This window comes from Bartonella quintana, assembly GCF_009936175.1.
Taxonomy (GTDB): Bacteria; Pseudomonadota; Alphaproteobacteria; order Rhizobiales; family Rhizobiaceae; genus Bartonella; species Bartonella quintana.
In genome coordinates, this window is the sequence record NZ_AP019773.1 from 965,506 (window position 1) to 984,686 (window position 19,181).

The following is a 19,181-nucleotide window of genomic DNA, read 5'->3' on the forward strand; positions in this document are numbered from 1 at the left end:
AGTTTCTACCCCTGAATTTGCAACATTTAAAAGAAAACTACTGGGCATTATTAATGCCCAAAAACTTAAATCCAGTTTGGATTGGATTCTCCACACTCCGTGATTTCAAATAAAAAATTTCACATACTCAGAATAAAGTTGCATAGTCAAAAAACCATGATACAATTGCTCAATCTAATTGTTTTTCAAGATGATAGCTCATTCGCCGCAAAACATTGAATGTACTAAGTCTGACTGATTAAATACCACATTGTGTGTTTTAAAATTTTTTCGCAATTTTTAGTTGTTTATGTATTTTATACACTTTAAAAGTGTTCAACTACATTCATAAAACTTTTTTAAGATACTAAAGATTGGTCTACAAACTAAGACTGATCCCTAAACAGATAAAAATCGTGTCGTATTTTCAAGGAAACAGCAATACAAAATTAAAGAGATTGCATGGCCAATGGAAATAAACTTCGCTCTTCTATGGCATTTTAAACATCGTCTTTATTGTATTCAAATGCATCTATAGTGCAATCATCCATGCTTATTTTATTGTTCTCATGCACTGGAATGATAATAATATCGACTCGACACCGACCCCAAATTTTTATAATTATAAGGTTTTAGTTTCATAATTTGGTTTGTCATATACTGAAAGGGACATTTTATTCATGTCTATAAACTCAAAAACGCAAAGTATAAACAAAAGCAATTCTCCTCGTCGAATTTTATTTGCAAGCCTTATTGGCCCAACAATTGAGTTCTTTGATTTTTATGTCTTTGCAACTGCCGCAGCTCTCATATTCCCTTATTTGTTTTTTCCAACACAAAATGACCAACTAGCCATCTTGCAATCTTTCCTGATCTTTGGAGCAGCTTTTTTTGCACGCCCCCTTGGGTCAATTGTTTTTGGACATTTTGGAGATAAAATTGGACGAAAAGCAACCCTTATCGCTGCTCTTCTCACAATGGGCCTATCAACAGCCATTATTGGTTTTCTTCCTACCTATGAAACAGCTGGATGGTGGGCACCCTTCCTCTTAACATTGTGCCGTATTGGACAAGGAATGGGATTAGGAGGCGAATGGGGAGGAGCCGTTCTGCTTGCAACAGAAAATGCTCCCCCGGAAAAACGCGGGTGGTATGCGATGTTTCCTCAATTAGGCGTTCCAATCGGTTTGTTTTTATCTATTGCCGTTTATTTAGGTCTGTTGAATTTCCTTGATCATGATGAACTTTTAGCATGGGGATGGCGCATTCCTTTTATTGCATCAGTCGTTTTCATGCTTGTGGGATTATGGGTTCGCCTTTCAATCAATGAAACTGCTGAGTTCAAAAAAACTCTTGAGCGTAAAGAACGTGTCCACGTCCCTATAATAGAGGTTTTTTTAAAATGTCCACGAATCTTATTTCTTGGAACATTTTCTGGTATAGCAGCATTTGTTTTATTTTATCTGGTCACCGCATATTTGTTAAGCTATTCAACAAACCACTTGCAATTGCCATTTTATCAGGCTCTTCAAGTAGAAATCATCGGTGCTATTTTCTGTGGAGTTTTTACTGTCATCACTGGAAGACTCGCTGATCGTATTAGGCGTAGAACTTTGATGATTCTTGTGACCATAATTACTGGTATCTATTCTTTCGCAATTCCTTATTTCCTAAACTCTGGAGTCTTAGGGGTCCTTGCAATGTCTATCATTGGCTTATCGATCATGGGAATAGTCTATAGTCCTCTTGGTGCTGTTTTGGCTTCACCATATCCAACAGCAATTCGATACACTGGTTCTTCTATAACTTTTAACTTGTCTGGTATCGTAGGTGCATCTCTTGCACCTTATATTGCAGAATATCTGGTGCAACATTTTGATACTTCTTATATCGGCTATTATTTACTTCTTTCCTCTTTTATTTCACTAATCTGTTTCGTTGGATTTACGGACGACGAAATATCCAACTAGGACATAAAGAAGCAAAATAAAATGAATGCTGGTGGCATAAATGCTGCCAGTTTCATTTTCAAAGACATTGGTTGAGGTACACTCAACCACAATATTCCAGCAAACAGTGCACTCAAAAAAAAGAACAAAATATCCACGATATTGTCAATATAAGAGGTAGGAACCATTCGTGATAGGATATGCGTTGTACCCAACCATGAAACGCAAAAAAAAGCTAACATTACAGCCCATAAAATCAACAAAATCCGATCAACGACCATCATTACCTCGTTCGAATATTTTGCGAGTAAGACAACAATTAGCGATTATAGACCACATCCTGATTGTCCCCAGAAGAAAAATCATAATAAAAACCCACTGGCCCCTACCAATCCTTCCGCAATAAAAATTGCCGGATTGATTATTCCTATAAGTCCTATAAAAAAATTAAAATGACAGATATTATACGTATCAAACCTGCTTTTTCCAACCGTGGTCTTCAGTTTGCTGCCAATAAATCAAATTATGATTTTCCATTTTATATTTTTTCCATTGTGCACGAACAAGATTCAATTGCTCATCACTGTTATCATCAAATATAACTACAAGTCGTTGATACGCATCAATATCTGAACAAATCGCTCCCTCTATGAGAAAGCGTATCTTCGAATCATTAGGATTTTCTTGCCCTGTAGTAAGAAATACAGGCTGAAAATTTGGATATTGATCACACTCAGTTCCATGTCCAATAAATGCTTCATCAGCATAAACCCATAAATGCATATCTATAGCATCGCGTCGTTCTTTATTCACACATTGTATCGTTACTCTACCAAAAGCCGCTAGTGCACGCTCCACAAGCGTTGGCAAAATATCTTCCAGCGTTGACTGCATCAAATGATAGAAAAAAATATCCACCCTCTTAGCTCTCACCACTCTTTATAAAGAAGACAACACCTTTTTGGAGAAACTTCTCTGTTTTCAGCACGAAAGGAAATGGTTTAAGATGTAATGATTCCTCTTTCCTGATTGTATCTTTTATCTTTTTTTTCATGTGGATTAAAGACAGAAAAAAAGACAAGTTGTCATTCTTTAAATTAAAAAGTTTATTAATTTGTCCTTGAGCTTCTCTGTAGACTACAGTTGAAAATGAATATATATAATGCATGGAAAAATGAATTGAATTTAATGAGTCATTCTATACTATTTATTTGGCAAAAATGTGTAATATATAGAGAGGTAATTTCAAATTTTGGTTATATTTTTTTAACCTAGGTAGTGTAGAATATCTGCTTTTTAATTAAAGATTGAGGATGTTAGCCAATTTATGCGTATTATTGAGTTATACATCCTGAAACGCATTTTAATTCTGTTCGGTGCTGTCATGATTGCAGCAATTTCTATCAGTTGGACAGTGCAAATTCTCGCACGGATAAACTTTCTTACAACAAGTAGGCAAACGCTCCTAACAGTCTTACAATTTTCACTCTCACTGGTTCCTTCTGTTATTTTTCTTGTCATTCCATTTGCATTAGTGATTGCAATTACAAGCACCCTCTCGGCAATGAATCAAGATTCAGAACTCGCTATCATCAGTGCAGCTGGTTTTCCCAAAAGTACTGTTTGGAAACCAATTCTTCTTCTCGCTCTTATTGCATCATGTGCATCTTTTCTTATAGCCAATTTTGTTGCTCCTCAAGCACGTTTTCATATGCGACAAATGCTAGCAAATGCTCATTCTGATCTTATTAATCTTTTCATTAATGAAGGTAGCTTCCAAAAACTCGCCAATAACCTTTATATAGAAATTGGTGAACGGAATCCAGATGGAACCCTTGGGCGTCTTTTCATTGCCGATCAGCGCGATCCTAAGATCGATTTTTTTTATTATGCAACAAAAGCATCAATTGTCAGCAATAAAAGCGGCAATTTTTTAGTTCTCAATAATGGTGAAATAGAAAGGATCAATCATCAAAACGACAGTGTTTCTATTGTTCAATTCAGCTTTTATACCTTTAGCCTAAGTGAATTCATCCCCAACGATAAAACACCCACTATTTATCCAAAAGATAGACCTCTTTCTTATTTGCTAAATCCTGATCCGAAGGATCCCTACTATCAGCGCAGACCACTCCAATATAGAGCTGAATTTCACCGCAGACTTACAGAATGGCTCTATTCAATTGTTTTTTCATTAATTGCATTAGCAGCAGCAAGAGATGCCCGCTCATATCGAAAAACACGTAACTTTGCAAATTTTTCTGCGATTGCCTTTTGTTTGCTCGTTTATTGGATAGGACATTTTTTCGCCGAAAAAGCAAAGAGTGATCTTGCATACGTCCCTCTCCTTTATATTACACCAATGGGGGTGAGTATGCTTGTTTTTTTCATGCTCTTAACAAATCATAAAATTGGCATCCCTACAAAACTTAACGAAGTTGTTCAAACGGTTTTTCAAAAAGTAATAAGCAAATTTCAACATCGAAAATCTCAATATCCTTCGGATAAGACATCATGATTGGATGGACGCTTGGACGATATTTCTTTGTACGTTATCTCAAAATGACCTGTTATTTTTTTGGGAGTATTTTTGTTCTCGCTTTTTTAATCGACTTTACAGAAAACTCTAGTCGATTATCCTATCTTCCCTCTTATACAGCAAAAGACGCATTTCTCATTTCTGTTTTACGCATCCCTTTTATCATGCAACAACTCATCCCCTTTATTGCACTCTTTTCTGCAATGGCAATGTTGATCTCACTCAATCGAAAATGTGAGCTTGTTGTGACTCGTTCAATTGGTGTTTCTGCGTGGCAGTTTCTCATGCCTGCTTGTTTTGGAGCTTTTCTTTTTGGACTGTTTTCAATTCTTCTCGTTAACCCACTTGCCGCATGGGGATTTTCTCAAGCAGAAAAAATGACAACTGAGTGGCGCAGTAATAATGTACTCACATCTTTTCATAACACACGTATCATCCCATGGTTAACACAACGTACAAATTCAGACAGAACAACCATTGGTGCTAAATCTATCACTGATCAAGGACTTTCTCTTATCGATGCAACCTTTGTACAATATAACGATAATGCAACAGTCAAAAATTGGATTAATACCAGAAAAGCAACATTGACGAACGGCGTTTGGCTGTTAACAAATGGAACAATTTATAAAATAGGACATCCTCCTGAAAAATTTACTGAATTTCAGATAAAAACCAATCTAAAGCCCGAATTTTTAACTGAACGTTTAGCGAATCCCGCGACTATCCCATTTTACCAATTGCCAAAAAAAATTATGATTGCACGCTCATTCGGCTATTCTGCTAATAACTTTGATATGTATTTACAATCTTTGATTGCATTGCCAGCATTGCTTATTGCAATGACTCTCATTGCAGCAACTGTATCTTTAAACTTTACGCGCTTTGGACAATCTGGAACATTGATTTTTGGCGGCGTAATCGCTGGGTTTACGCTTTATGTCATTTCCGTACTGGTTCAAGCTTTTGGTAATGCGGGATACATGCCACCAATTATTGCAGCTTGGACACCAGTTATTATTGCATTATTTTTGGGGATCTCTTTTTTACTTCATAAAGAGGATGGATAGGTGAAACTATTAACAAATAAAAGAATCATTTCAACAAAATTAAGTACACTCACTTTTAAAAGTGTTATTGGCTTTATTATCTTAGGCGCACCTTTATCTTGTTATGCACTTGCGCAAAGTTTTACTTCCTTTACTCAAAATCGTAGCCAAAATCCCGTACTTCCTCTCTTGCTCTCTGCGGATGAACTCATCTACAATCGTGATGAAAATACTGTCTCTGCACAAGGCAATGTCCAAATCGAATATGATGGCAATAAAGTTATAGCCCAAAAAGTCACTTATAATCAAAAAACAGGACGTATCGTAGCACAAGGAAATGTTGAAATTGTTCAAAAAGACGGTAACAAATTTTATTCCAATCAGATTGATATGACCAAAGATTTTGGCGAAGGCTTCATAAATGCCTTACGCATTGATACAGCCACAAATGTCCATTTTGCGGCGACAAGCGCTATACGCAGTAACAGCCACATAATCGTCTTCGAGAATGCCACCTACACAGCCTGTCAACCTTGCTCTTATAAACCGGATAGAGAAGTTCCGTGGAAGATTAGAGCGAGAAAGATCATATGGAATAGTACCATCAAAAAAATTCGATTTGAAAATAGCCGTTTTGAAATTTTTGGTGTACCGATTGCACAGTTTCCAACTTTTGAGCTCCATGATCCAACTGTGAAGCGTGCTAGCGGTCTCCTTGCGCCTCAATTTTTTTATGCTGATTATCTCGGCATGGGCATAAAAAATTCTTACTTTTGGAATCTCGCCCCTCATTACGATTTCACACTTTCTTCTACTGTCTATACCCAACAAGGGCTTTTAACTGAAGGTGAATGGCGTCAACGTTTTAAAACTGGCAATTACAACATTCGCTTCGCTCATATATACCAAATTAAACCACAGAACTTTGACAATGATACAATTGATGCACAGCATAAAAACCGTTATATGCTCGCAACAAAAGGGGATTTTCGTATCAATTCACGCTGGATTTATGGATGGGATATTCTCGCACAGTCCGATCGACATTTTAGTCGTGCCTATAAACTTGAAAACTATAGCAACCCTACACAAATTTCTCAGCTTTATTTGAATGGTCTTGCAGGGAAAAACTATTTTGATATGCGTTTTTACCATTTCAAAATTCAAGATTTGATATTAAATGACCCCGATCATGAACGCCACTCTCAGCAAGCGTGGGTCCTTCCCCGCATCGATTATTCTTTCACACCAGATGAATCAGTTTATACTGGACTGCTCACTTTTCATAGCAGTATGCAATCAATTTATCGTCGTCATCCTGACTTCAACTCGACCGACTGGAACAGACATCCGCTTAACGCTGCTAGGCTTTCTGGTATTGCAGGAAATAGTTTTCGTTTAACAAATGAACTAGAGTGGAAAAAGCGCTTCAAAACATCCGATGGACTCATATTAACCCCTATTCTCTCTTTACGCGCTGATATCATGACAACAAATACACACAAAAACCCTGCTTCTCATATAACAAATGACTTCTTATCAACTATCCGTAGCCCAGCACTTCGTGGCATGGCAACTGCTGGTTTAGAATTACGCTATCCCTTCCTTATTACACTTGACAGTTCTACACATATTATAGAACCAACCGCACAAATTTTTATACGCAATGATGAACAATATATCGGACAAGTCCCTAATGAAGATGCGCAAAGCTTCGTATTTGACGCAACCACTCTCTTTCAACGTGATAAATTCTCTGGTTATGACCGCATAGAAGGTGGAACAAGAGCCAATATAGGTTTAAGATATTCTGGAAATTTTAACCATGATTGGTCTCTTTATGGTCTTTTTGGGCAATCTTTTCATCTTGCAGGGAAAAATTCTTTTGCAGAAAAAGACTTTGTTAATGTAGGTATTAATTCTAGCCTCGAAGCAACACGTTCAGACTATGTTGCAATGTTCGGCGCAAACCATAAAAGCGGTTTTTCTCTAGAAACCCGTGAACGTTTTGATAAGAAAACAGGAAAAATCCGCCATAGTGAAATTGAAGCATCACAGAAATGGCAAAATTTTTGGGTGGGTGTACAATATGCCTATATCGCAAGCCAACCAGATCATGAATATCCACAAGAGCGCCAAGAAATTTCTTTTCAAACTGGCCTTAAACTTGCTAATTATTGGTCTATTAACAGCCATGCCGGTTACGATTTAGTATCCAGTACATTTGTAAAGCGAGGAATCAGCTTGAGTTATGCAAATGAATGTTTTGGGCTAACATTCGGTTATCAGCAAGTAACTAATCCAGGAGAAAAAACACCTTTGCAAAACTTTAATTTTTCTCTTTCATTGCGTACAATTGTAGATATTGAAAAAAAGATAAAATCAGAATTATAAAAAGAGAATGTATATGTGATGTAACTTATCATTGTTTTTATGAAAAAAACGTATATTTTAAGCAATTGATGAGAATTGATAAACAATGCGAAGGCCTACTTATATGAACAAATTTAAAAAGCGTATTCTTGCTTTATTTTGTATTGCACCGTTGAGCGTAAGCAACCTACTGGTAAGTGGATTTTTAATTTCTCCGGTCTTCGCACAAACTGTCATTGTTGTTACAGTCAATGGTAATCCTATTACAAATTACGATATCCAAAGGCGCACTGCTTTTCTCAAATTACAACAAAAGCAAGGCAATCTTGCTGCGCAAGCTAAAAATGAGCTTATTAATGAAATCGTAAAAAATATCGAAATAAAACGTCGTAATATTGAGGTGAGCGATAATGAAGTTGAGAGCGCTTTTGAGAACTTTGCAATGCAAAATAATATGACCGTTGATCAACTTAACCAGATTCTGATGCAAAATGATATTACCGTGCAACACTTTAAGGATTATATTCGTGGACAAATAGGGTGGGGACGTCTTGTTAATGCACGTTATCAAGCTGAAATTGGTATGGTTAGCGAACAAGAAGCTGTACGCAGAATATTAAAAAATGGTGGTGTAAAACCTTCAACAAACGAATATACCCTACAGCAAATTATTTTCGTTATTCCGGAACATCGCCGTTCAGAAATCCTTGAAAGACGCCAGAGAGAAGCGAAAAGTTTCCGCGCACATTTCCAAGGATGTGCTAATGCCCAAAAACAAGCAAGAGGTATTTTAGATGTTACTATCCGTCACCTAGGAAAGTTTCTGGAACCCCAACTTCCAAGGGAGTGGGAACAAGCTGTCCGTGCAACGCCTGCCGGAAAAATGACCCAGTTACGAGAAACAACTGATGGAATTGAAGCACTTGCTGTCTGCAAAATAAAAAGAGTTTCTGATGATTACGTCGCTCGACTTATATTTTCGCTTCAAGATAATAAAGAAAAAAGCCCGGAAAAACTTGAAATCTTAAGCGAAAAATATTTAAAAGAACTGCGCCAAGCAGCACATATTACAAATTCATAATGGCTACACTTGTTGTTAGTGGTGGTGATCCTGCCGGAATTGGTCCTGAAATAGCTATAAAGGCTTGGAATTTGCGTGTTACACGTCAAATTCCATCTTTTGTTCTTATCGCTGATCCAGATGTTATTCGTGCGCGTGCTCATTTGTTACAGATCGATGTTGAAGTGGAATCTGTTTTAACAGATAATCCTGTAAAAAATTTCCAAGCAGTTCTTCCTGTAATACCGTTAAAAAACCGGCAAAGTGATCGACCAGGGTTGCCTTCACGCAACAATACTGCTGGAATAATTGAGGCGATCAAACGTGGGGTTCAGTTGATTCAAAGTGGTTATGCATGTGCACTCGTCACTTGCCCTATTGCAAAAAAAAGCCTTTATGATGCCGGGTTTGAATTTCCAGGACATACAGAATTTCTGTCCCATTTAGCCTATCAAACCTCTGATAAATGCTATCATCCGGTTATGATGTTATCCGGACCTCAATTGAAGACGGTGCCTATTACTGTTCATATTCCATTCAATAAAGTTCCTTCACATCTCACTCGCCATTTAATCATTCAAACAGCACTTATTACTGAAAACGACTTAAGAACGCGATTTAAAATAACTTCACCCCGTCTAGCTGTTGCTGGCCTTAATCCTCATGCTGGAGAAGAAGGCACAATGGGAAAAGAAGATATTGAAATTATCACTCCCGCTATTGAATATCTTAAAAATAAAGGACTCAATATTGTAGGCCCGCTGCCTGCTGATACAATGTTTCACGAAGGTGCAAGAAAAACGTATGATGTTGCTCTGTGCATGTATCATGATCAAGCCCTTATCCCTGTTAAGACATTGGACTTTAATACCACTGTCAATATCACTTTAGGACTCCCTTTTATTCGTACTTCTCCAGATCACGGAACTGCCTTTGATATTGCTGATAAAGGGATAGCCTCTCCCGAAAGTTTTATTGCTGCTCTTAAACTTGCAAATCAACTGGCAGAAAATAGTTTTATACCATGCCAATAGATAATCTACCTCCTCTTCGTGAGGTAATTGATATATATGGATTGCAAGCTCATAAATCCTTGGGCCAAAATTTCCTTTTTGATCTTAATTTAACATCTAAAATTGCTCATCAAGCAGGAAATATAGAAGGAAAACCTGTTATTGAAGTTGGTCCTGGTCCCGGAGGTCTCACACGTGCCTTGCTTGCAAAGGGCGCTCTGGTAATAGCAATAGAGCGTGATGAGCGCTGTATACCAGCTCTCTTAGCGATAGAAAAACACTATCCAAAAAAACTAAAACTTATTTGTAATGATGCACTGAAGCAAAACTTCTCAAACCTTTTTGAAACATATCCAGAAAAACCACGTATTATCGCAAATCTTCCCTATAACATTGGGACACAACTCTTATTAAATTGGCTTTTGGTTGAACCATGGCCTCCTTTTTATGAATCAATGACATTGATGTTTCAACGTGAAGTCGCCAAACGTATTACTGCAAAACCTCAATCTGCCTACTATGGACGTCTTAGTGTCTTAACCGGATGGCGTACCACTGCAAAAATTGCTTTTGATGTGCCTCCTCAAGCCTTTATACCAGCACCCAAAATAACTTCTTCGGTTGTCCATATCATTCCACGAATACAACCTCTCGCCTGTTCCGCACAAAAATTAAGCTTTGTAACAAAAACCGCTTTTGGACAAAGACGAAAAATGCTTCGTCAAAATCTCAAAACACTTGGAGGTGAAATGCTTTTAGCAAAAGCTGGAATTGATGGAACACGCCGAGCTGAAACGCTCTCAATTTCGGAATTTGTGACTTTAGCTAATTTGGTAATCTAAAAAGCGCAACTCTTTTCTCATTGCTCCTTTAAAAAAAATAGAAGGACATTAATTAATCTTTTCATCAATCAGCCGATCAACAAAAGATTCAAGAAAGGAACATCGCTTGCGTCTCGCTGTTTCAGCTAAATAAATTGATTTAATAAGTGATGCAGACTGATTTAAATCCTTATTAATGACAACATAATCATAAAAACGCCAATGCCGCATTTCCGTTTGTGCATTCTTCAATCGTAAATTGATGACATCCTGGCTATCTTCCGCCCGACGATGTAAACGCAAAATGAGTTCTTTCATTGATGGTGGAAGAATAAAAATAGATACGGTATTCCCTGGCATCTTTTTTTGAAGCTGCTCGGTGCCTTGATAATCAATATCAAATAAAATATCTCGACCAGCACTTAAAGCGTTTTCAACGCTTTTACGTAAAGTTCCGTAATAATTTCCATGAACTTCTGCCCATTCAATAAATTCATCACCATCACGCTTGCATTCAAACTCTTGCTTTGAAACAAAATGATAATGAAAACCATCCACCTCACTAGGACGTCTTTGCCGTGTCGTCACACTCACGGAGCGCTCTAATTTTGCATCCTTCAGAAGTAACCGTGAAAGGGTTGATTTACCAGCTCCTGAAGGTGAAGAGAGAATAAATAAAAAACCACGACGCTGATCTCTTTTTTTAGCACTCAATTCACTTTCAAAGAATGTCATCGCACTAATACTCTACTTTTCTTAAAATTTGCTTCAAAACTTTAATAATACTTTCTATATTCTAAAAAATTAACGTGTTTGCTTTAATGCACGCCACTTACGAACATTCATATTATGTTCCTCCAAAGTCCTAGAAAAAACATGCCCTCCCGAACCATCAGCTACAAAATAGAGCAGATCACTGCTTGGTGAATGCGCTACCGCTTTCAAAGAATCACGACTTGGATTTGCAATAGCTGTTGGCGGCAAACCATCAATTTTATAAGTATTATATGGTGTTTCCTTCTCAAGATCTGAACGGTAAATTGGGCGTCCAGAAGGCATTCCTTTTCCACCGAAGAGACCATAAATTACCGTTGGATCAGATTGCAAACGCATATGTTTTGCAAGACGGTTATAAAACACCGCAGCAACTTTTGGTCTCTCTGCTGCAATTCTTGTTTCTTTCTCAACAATCGATGCCAATATAACAAATTCATCAATGGATTTGATTGGTAAATCAGGTGAGCGCATAGCCCATATAGTATTAATTAATTTTGTCTGTCCCTCACGCAGCCTTTTTATAATTTCTTTGCGCGTTGTGCCCCGAATAAAATGAACAGTATCCGTCATCAAACTGCCTTCTGGAGGCAAAACTTTTGGGAGATCCCCAATCAAAATTTCATTTGCAGCTAATCGATCAAAGACTTGTTGAACCGTCAAACCTTCTGGTACCGTGAACGTATATTCAATAGATTTGCCTTTCACAAGGATATCCATAATATCTCGCATCGAAGCATAAGCTGGAATTAAATATTCACCGGCCTTAAGACGCGTTGTTTTTTGATGATAACCAACTGCATAGACAAAAACATCCGATGATCGAATGAGACCATTTTTTTCAAGCAATGAAGCGATTTCACGAATCCCTGTCCCAGGATTAATAAGAATAATTTGCTCTTCCTCAAATGTTCCCTTCCCTTCAAAAATACTTTTTCCAATATAAAGAGGAACACTTATACTCAAAAGAACAACCACAAGCAGCATTAGAAAAAAATGACCGAGAATGACCAACGGATTACGTACGATAAATGACTTCTTTCGTTTTTTATGTACCAATATATCATTATTATCTGCTAAATAATCCAAAGAGGAGTCATTTACATCCTTTAATGGTTTTCTATTTTTCACATCGGACATAATTATCAACCTCGATAACTTTTAGGTACAATACTCTAATTTCTCATTCAAACCCTATAATAAATAGAAAACTTAGAAGCAGAAAATAGATGAAAATATTTATTATCCCCTGAAACGTCGCATCACTAAAGATGCATTTGTTCCACCAAACCCAAAGGAATTGGAAAGAATCGTATCAATCTTTCGTTCGCGTGGTTTGTGTGGGACAAGATCGATTTTTGTTTTAATCGATGGATTATCAAGATTGAGTGTCGCCGGAGCTATACTATCTCGTATGGCTAAAATACAAAAAATAGCCTCAGCTGCACCTGCGGCACCAAGCAAATGCCCCACAGATGACTTTGTTGATGACATGGACACTTGTGCTGCATAGTGGCCCAAAACACGCTCAACAGCTGCCAACTCTATAACATCAGCCATCGTCGATGTACCGTGGGCATTAATGTAATCAAGTTCACTCACATTCACTTGTGCACGCTTGAGAGCAGCCATCATACTACGCTGCGCACCTTCGCCACTCTCTGAAGGTGCTGTAATGTGGTAAGCATCACCCGATAAGCCATAACCTATCAGCTCAGCATAAATACGCGCACCCCGTCTTTTTGCATGTTCAAGCTCTTCTAAAACAACTATCGCCGCTCCCTCACCCATCACAAAACCATCACGATCAACGTCATAAGGGCGTGACGCCCGTTCAGGATCATCATTACGACAAGTAGAAAGAGCTCTACAAGCAGCAAAACCAGCAAGAGATATTCGATTTATCGGAGATTCAGTGCCACCTGCTAGCATTACATCTGCATCACCGAGCACAATCAAACGTGCTGCATCACCAATGGCATGCGCACCTGTCGAACAAGCCGTTACAACCGAATGATTAGGGCCGCGCAAACCATATTTAATAGACACATAGCCAGAAGCAAGATTAATCAAACGCCCTGGAATAAAAAAAGGAGAAACACGCCGTGGACCTTTATCACGAAGCGTATAACCTGCCTCAACAATGCCTTCAATGCCACCAATACCCGAACCAATTAACACACCTGTGGAAATCTGATCTTCATCACTCTTAGGAAACCACTCAGCATCTGCAAGTGCTTGGTCAGCAGCAGCCATTGCATAAACAATAAATGCATCAACCTTACGCTGCTCTTTGGGTTCCATATGCAAATCAGCATTATATGTACCATTTGTTCCATCCCCTAAGGGGATACGTGCAGCAATCTGGCACGGTAAATCCGATACATCGAATTCAGTAATGCGCCGAACACCACTTTCCCTTTCAAGAAGGCGTTTCCAACTATATTCGACATTAGCAGCTAATGGAGAAACCAATCCTAAACCAGTAACAACAACACGTCTCATAACTCTTAACCTTGAATTGAGATTCACTCCTCAAAGCTCTTTTCTCAAAATAGTCCTCAAAGAATACAGGCAAAAGCATTTTTAATTTTACGCCTTTGCCTTTTAGGTATCATGCAGAAGCTTTATCGATAAACTTTACTGCATCACCAACTGTGAAAATCGTTTCAGCGGCTTCATCTGGGATTTCTACACCAAATTCTTCTTCAAAAGCCATAACGAGCTCAACCGTATCAAGGCTATCTGCTCCCAGATCATCGATAAAGCTTGCATTTTCTACTACCTTATCTGCATTAACCCCAAGATGCTCCACAATAATTTTCTTAACGCGCTCTACTGTATCACTCATGTTGAAATCCTCGAATTTATATTATTTTCCTAATAATTTGGTTAGCTATATCGGGTCGTCTAATCAAGCAATAGATGCTTCGCTCTAAAGATTTTAGCAGCAATTTAAAAACATCCTGTGGATATCCCTTACAAAATGAACCAATCTGACATTCCGACATAAATTGATCAACACCATGTTGAAAATAGATGGATCTTTTTATTTTAATCGTTCCTATCTAAAATAACACAACTTATAAATCAATGTAGAATAAAGCAAATATTCAAATCATTGCCATTCCGCCATTGATATGAAGTGTCTGACCCGTCACATATGCCGCTTCATCGCTCGCTAAATAAACAGCAGAAAAAGCTATTTCGCGCCCTATTCCCATACGCTTCATTGGAATCACAGCCATAATGGCTTCTTTTTGCTTTTCATTAAGTTTGTCAGTCATTGCGGACTTAATAAATCCTGGAGCAATACAATTGACAGTGATATTTCGTGAAGCAATTTCTTGCGCCAATGCTTTAGAAAAACCTATCAAACCGGCTTTTGCTGCACAATAATTCGTTTGTCCAGGGTTGCCAACAACACCAACAACAGATGTTATGTTAATAATTCTTCCATAGCGACGCCGCATCATAGAATGTATTAATTCACGCGTCAAAGTAGAAGCAGCTGTTAGGTTGATCGCTAAAACATCATCCCAGTCTTGATCCTGCATACGTACAAAAAGACCATCTCGGGTGATTCCAGCATTGTTAACCAGGATATCAACACCTCCCATTTCTCTTTCTGCTGCTTCAGCCAATTGCTTAATGGACTCACGCTCAGAAAGATTAGCAGGAAACACAAAAACATCTCGTCCTAGATCTGCAGCCACTTCTTTAAGCTTGTCTTCACGCGTTCCATGGAGCCCAACAATTGCTCCTTGGGCATGGAAACAACGCGCAATTGCCTCACCAATTTCTCCCGTTGCTCCCGTCACAAGAGCTTTACGACCTATTAATTTAAACATTTTCCAGACTCCTTACAGATTAAACACCAAGCACCTTTAGTGCTGCTTCTATTTCCTCTGCTGTCCCAACTGTTAATCCCTTTATATCTTTATTAATACGACGCGCTAAACCGGTTAATACCTTCCCAGAACCAACTTCAAAAAGCATATCAACCCCATTAGCACCAATCCACTCTATCGTCTCACGCCATCGCACTCTCCCGGTCACTTGATGGACAAGAAGCGCAACAATACGCTCTGGATCGCTCTCTGGTGTAACAGAAACATTGGCAACAAGAGGAACAATTGGAGCGGTTTTGTTAACAGTCAAAAGTGCATTCTTCATGGCAACAGCAGCAGGTTGCATTAAGTCTGAATGAAAAGGCGCAGAAACTGGAAGAAGAAGTGCATGTTTAGCACCTTTTTTTGACGCAATCTCTATCGCTTTTTCAACCGCTTTTGTTTTACCTGAAATCACAATTTGTCCACCACCATTATCATTAGCAATTTGGCAGATTCCTTCCCCAGAAACAGTTTGGCAAATCTTTTCCACATCTTTCTCATCCAAACCAATAAGTGCTGCCATAGAGCCTTCACCAATAGCAACAGCAGCCTGCATAGCATTTCCACGAATTCGCAAAAGCCTTGCCGTATCAGTAAGACTAAATGTACCAACAGCACAAAGAGCTGAATATTCGCCTAAAGAATGGCCTGCAACAAATTTTACCTTTGTTTCTATATTAAGCCCTAATTGTTCCATCACACGAATAACTGCTATGGACACAGCCATCAATGCGGGTTGCGCATTTGCTGTTAACGTTAAAACATCTGCTGGCCCTTCAAAAATGATATCTGATAATTTCTCACCTAAAGCATCATCCACCTCCTCAAAAACCATCCGCGCTGCAACAAATTGCTTTGTAAGCGCTTTGCCCATACCAATAAGCTGACTCCCCTGCCCTGGAAAAGTAAAAGCTGCCACCATCAATCGACTCCTAAATTGCGCAATTAAATTATTTTCTTTTGATCTTATTCATAAGCACAAATCAAGACAAAGTAACTTATTTAGAATAGATATCTCTCTTAAAGTTATATTTTAATGGCGGAATTTGATATAAAAATTGAGGGAAATACGGTACTATAAACTGAACAATACCCCAACTTATGAGACTTCCTAAAACTGTACCAGCCAAAACATCAAAAGGGTAATGTACACCAACAAAGACACGCCCCCAACAGATCAAGCATAAAAATATCGCTGCAAACTGAGAAGCAATTTTGTATCGGTAAAAATAAAGACACGCCATATAAGAGGCAAAAGTTAAGGCATGATTACTAGGAAAAGATGCTGTTGCGCGGTGCTTAATCAGCGGTGTCGTCAAACCCACAACAAATGGGCGTGGATGAAAATAAATAAGAGAAATGAGATAACCTATAAAAAGAGACGCACAAATGCTCACACAAATGCTTAGTCCGACGCGTCGCTCCCTATCTCCGCCACAAAACCATAAAACCCAAAGATGTATAGGAATTATATAAATCAAAAACTTTGCACAAAAAATACTAAACAAAACTAAAACCGACCATGATTGATGATTGCCAACAAACATTTCAAAAAGTGCAACATCAATCTGGTTTAAAAAATCCATTCTTCTTTCCTTCAGTTTTATAGTTGTACAGCATCATTTCTTTGATAGAAGAGCAAAATGTATAAATAACATATCAAGCTTCAATAAATCACATTTTTTATGAGCATAAACTTGCTATTTTTAAAGATAAGCTGTAAATGTCAAGCGTTTGTTACCGGCACTTTGGCTGGAGGTTGAACGGAGGGCTGAAAAGTAACCAGTAGGAAGTGTAATATTTCCGATCTCCTGTGTCTCCGCTCTCGAATGTCTCGAATTGTAAACGCGTCCTTTCTTCTTTGGATCTCCAAAAAAGACAAGTCGCAGAGGCTTTGCGCTAAAACCGGGAAAGTTTAATTGAAGAAAGGCAAAACAATGGCTCTTTATGAACATATATTTCTTGCCCGACAAGATATCGCACCGCAGCAAGTTGATGAACTTTTGAGTCTCTACAAAAGTGTCATTGAGGCGCATGGTGGAAAAGTTGGGCGTGTAGAAAACTGGGGTCTTCGTCCCCTCGCTTATCGTATTCGTAAAAACCGTAAAGCATATTATGTCCTGATCAATATTGATGCACCAGCCACAGCAATCGCTGAAGTTGAACGTCAAATGCACATCAATGAAGACATTTTGCGTTATATGACTGTTCGTGTAGAAAAACACGAAAAAGAAAAGTCTGCCATGTTCTCGCGCCTTGATCGTAATGGTCACATTGGCCTAGATGAAGAGCGTTCTCGCTCCTCACGTCGTCAACGTGAAGATGTCATAGAAGGAGTAGAATTATGAGTGAGATTAATCAAACTGTAACCCGTCGTCCTTTTCATCGCCGTCGCAAAACATGTCCGTTTTCAGGTGCCAATGCTCCAAAGATTGATTATAAAGACATTAAATTGTTACAGCGTTATATTTCAGAACGTGGGAAAATTGTTCCTTCACGGATTACAGCTGTTAGTCAGAAAAGACAGCGTGAATTGGCTAATGCTATCAAGCGTGCTCGTTTTCTTGGTTTGCTTCCATACGTTATAAAATAATATCAGATGCACTTTGCAGCTGGGGATTTTCTCCAGCCGCTTTTCTCATATGGGTCAGCAACACACTTAACTTGCCTACTATACGAAGATAGATAAAATACCAAAGTTGGAGCATTACAACACTCCTAACTGCAGAAAGCAGGACAGCAATAAATGAAAAATTTTCATACTTATCAGATAATGACCGGTATTTTGGCAGGGCTTTTTGCTGTTGTGATAGGAATGGCAATTATCAGCGTTGCGAATATCGCACCCTATTTTTCTCTCCTTCTTGGTTGCTTTCTTTCGCTCCCAATTTTCATTGTTGCATTCGGTCGAGGAACATTAGCCAGCCTTGCTGCCTTAATAAGTGCTACTATTGTTCTCATCATAGTCACAAATGTTTATATTGCTTTTGGCTTTATGTCATTATTTTTTCTTCCTGCTGTCTATGCTTCTTGGCTTCTTGGGCTTGCACGACCAGCGCAAAAGGAAAATTCGCTGATATGGTATCCATTATCATCAGTTATTTTTCATTTAACCAACTTTATCGCTCTTATATCAAGCTTGACTGGCCTCTATATTGAAATGCATCCATCAACACCTCTCATTGCGAAAAAAATCACCGAAAACATAGTACAAGCTACGCAACAATCACAGTCACTAAAGGAAACTGATATAGCCGCTTTTAGCGAACTGTTAATGACGCATGCAGCAACTTTGACAGCTATTGCTCTAACTGTTTATAGTCTGATTTTTCTCATTGGTAATCTTTATTTTTCAATGATAACAGCACAGCATATGAAGTGGCTGAAAAGACCCCGTGATGATTGGAGCCAAACTCTCCGCCTTCCAATTTCTGGGATTGTTATCTTCATTGTTGTTTGCATAGTATCTATGATTGAGTTAGGCTTTACTCTTAATTTGAGCGCGCGTGTCTTTAGCACTGCGTATACCGTCGTCATATCAATCAGTGGTCTAGCGTATCTCCACAATATTACAAAAGGGATAAACGGTCGGATCATTATACTCTCTATTGTTTATATTGCCATTTTAACCGTCGTTTTTGCTCCACCTATTTCTTTTATGATGCTTCTAATGGGTATTTGGGCAGCTATTCAATACAACTTTCAGTCACGCAACAAACTTCACTAATTTA

Annotated in this window: 19 protein-coding genes; 10 read left to right on the forward strand and 9 right to left on the reverse strand. The window is 38.3% G+C overall.

The annotated features are described in order from the left end of the window. The first annotated feature begins 659 nt into the window (after positions 1-659). Positions 660-1,949 carry an MFS transporter gene (locus MF1_RS03940; RefSeq protein ID WP_014923956.1) on the forward strand — a complete coding sequence of 430 codons (1,290 nt, stop codon included), beginning with the start codon at positions 660-662 and terminating at the stop codon, positions 1,947-1,949. Here MF1_RS03940 and MF1_RS03945 read toward each other — a convergent pair. Then, positions 1,946-2,209: a hypothetical protein gene (locus tag MF1_RS03945; protein WP_014923955.1), complete on the reverse strand. Its 264-nt coding sequence runs from the start codon at positions 2,207-2,209 to the stop codon at positions 1,946-1,948. The genes MF1_RS03940 and MF1_RS03945 overlap by 4 nt on opposite strands. 190 nt (positions 2,210-2,399) lie before the next feature. Continuing rightward, positions 2,400-2,846: a DNA polymerase III subunit chi gene (locus MF1_RS03950; RefSeq protein WP_161510510.1), complete on the reverse strand. Its 447-nt coding sequence runs from the start codon at positions 2,844-2,846 to the stop codon at positions 2,400-2,402. 409 nt (positions 2,847-3,255) lie between these two features. On the opposite strand from MF1_RS03950, the gene lptF reads away from it, so the two are divergent. From lptF to rsmA, 6 genes are all read left to right on the forward strand, one after another. Then, entirely contained in the window at positions 3,256-4,446 is a 1,191-nt protein-coding gene (gene lptF / locus MF1_RS03955) for an LPS export ABC transporter permease LptF (protein ID WP_161510511.1), read from the forward strand. After that, the gene (lptG, locus tag MF1_RS03960; protein ID WP_011179249.1) at positions 4,443-5,537 is read left to right on the forward strand and encodes an LPS export ABC transporter permease LptG; all 1,095 of its coding nucleotides are present in this window, start codon (positions 4,443-4,445) and stop codon (positions 5,535-5,537) included. Before lptF ends, lptG begins: the two co-directional genes overlap by 4 nt. Continuing rightward, entirely contained in the window at positions 5,538-7,910 is a 2,373-nt protein-coding gene (locus MF1_RS03965) for an LPS-assembly protein LptD (protein ID WP_161510512.1), read from the forward strand. It abuts the gene before it with no gap. Between the two features lie 103 nt (positions 7,911-8,013). Then, positions 8,014-8,970, forward strand: coding sequence for a SurA N-terminal domain-containing protein (locus tag MF1_RS03970; protein ID WP_014923951.1), 957 nt, complete (start codon positions 8,014-8,016; stop codon positions 8,968-8,970). After that, complete coding sequence (pdxA, locus tag MF1_RS03975; RefSeq protein WP_161510513.1) at positions 8,970-9,983, forward strand: 4-hydroxythreonine-4-phosphate dehydrogenase PdxA; 1,014 nt, start codon at positions 8,970-8,972, stop codon at positions 9,981-9,983. Before MF1_RS03970 ends, pdxA begins: the two co-directional genes overlap by 1 nt. Further along, entirely contained in the window at positions 9,974-10,804 is an 831-nt protein-coding gene (gene rsmA / locus MF1_RS03980; RefSeq protein ID WP_014923949.1) for a 16S rRNA (adenine(1518)-N(6)/adenine(1519)-N(6))-dimethyltransferase RsmA, read from the forward strand. Before pdxA ends, rsmA begins: the two co-directional genes overlap by 10 nt. Before the next feature lie 48 nt (positions 10,805-10,852). On the opposite strand, the gene gmk is transcribed toward rsmA, so the two are convergent. From gmk to MF1_RS04015, 7 genes are all read right to left on the reverse strand, one after another. Next, a complete protein-coding gene (gene gmk / locus MF1_RS03985) occupies positions 10,853-11,518 on the reverse strand; it encodes a guanylate kinase (protein ID WP_161510514.1) in 666 nt (221 codons plus the stop codon). 69 nt (positions 11,519-11,587) lie between these two features. After that, the gene (gene mltG / locus MF1_RS03990) at positions 11,588-12,697 is read right to left on the reverse strand and encodes an endolytic transglycosylase MltG (protein WP_161510515.1); all 1,110 of its coding nucleotides are present in this window, start codon (positions 12,695-12,697) and stop codon (positions 11,588-11,590) included. A gap of 102 nt (positions 12,698-12,799) precedes the next feature. Further along, on the reverse strand, positions 12,800-14,062 hold the full coding sequence (gene fabF, locus MF1_RS03995) for a beta-ketoacyl-ACP synthase II (protein ID WP_161510516.1): 1,263 nt from the start codon (positions 14,060-14,062) through the stop codon (positions 12,800-12,802). 109 nt (positions 14,063-14,171) lie between these two features. Further along, a complete protein-coding gene (locus MF1_RS04000; protein WP_004860281.1) occupies positions 14,172-14,408 on the reverse strand; it encodes an acyl carrier protein in 237 nt (78 codons plus the stop codon). Between the two features lie 262 nt (positions 14,409-14,670). Then, positions 14,671-15,408 carry a 3-oxoacyl-[acyl-carrier-protein] reductase gene (gene fabG / locus MF1_RS04005; protein WP_014923945.1) on the reverse strand — a complete coding sequence of 246 codons (738 nt, stop codon included), beginning with the start codon at positions 15,406-15,408 and terminating at the stop codon, positions 14,671-14,673. 19 nt (positions 15,409-15,427) lie between these two features. Continuing rightward, a complete protein-coding gene (gene fabD, locus MF1_RS04010; RefSeq protein ID WP_161510517.1) occupies positions 15,428-16,372 on the reverse strand; it encodes an ACP S-malonyltransferase in 945 nt (314 codons plus the stop codon). A gap of 76 nt (positions 16,373-16,448) precedes the next feature. Continuing rightward, positions 16,449-17,036: an undecaprenyl-diphosphatase gene (locus tag MF1_RS04015; RefSeq protein WP_161510518.1), complete on the reverse strand. Its 588-nt coding sequence runs from the start codon at positions 17,034-17,036 to the stop codon at positions 16,449-16,451. A 351-nt stretch (positions 17,037-17,387) separates the two neighbouring features. On the opposite strand from MF1_RS04015, the gene rpsF reads away from it, so the two are divergent. The 3 genes from rpsF to MF1_RS04030 all read left to right on the forward strand — a co-directional run bounded on the left by rpsF (position 17,388) and on the right by MF1_RS04030 (position 19,177). After that, positions 17,388-17,798 (forward strand): 30S ribosomal protein S6, encoded by a 411-nt coding sequence (gene rpsF, locus MF1_RS04020; RefSeq protein WP_011179238.1) that lies wholly within the window; start codon positions 17,388-17,390, stop codon positions 17,796-17,798. Further along, on the forward strand, positions 17,795-18,043 hold the full coding sequence (gene rpsR, locus MF1_RS04025; RefSeq protein ID WP_011179237.1) for a 30S ribosomal protein S18: 249 nt from the start codon (positions 17,795-17,797) through the stop codon (positions 18,041-18,043). Before rpsF ends, rpsR begins: the two co-directional genes overlap by 4 nt. 153 nt (positions 18,044-18,196) lie before the next feature. Continuing rightward, the gene (locus tag MF1_RS04030) at positions 18,197-19,177 is read left to right on the forward strand and encodes a hypothetical protein (RefSeq protein ID WP_042995351.1); all 981 of its coding nucleotides are present in this window, start codon (positions 18,197-18,199) and stop codon (positions 19,175-19,177) included. Positions 19,178-19,181: the final 4 nt, after the last annotated feature.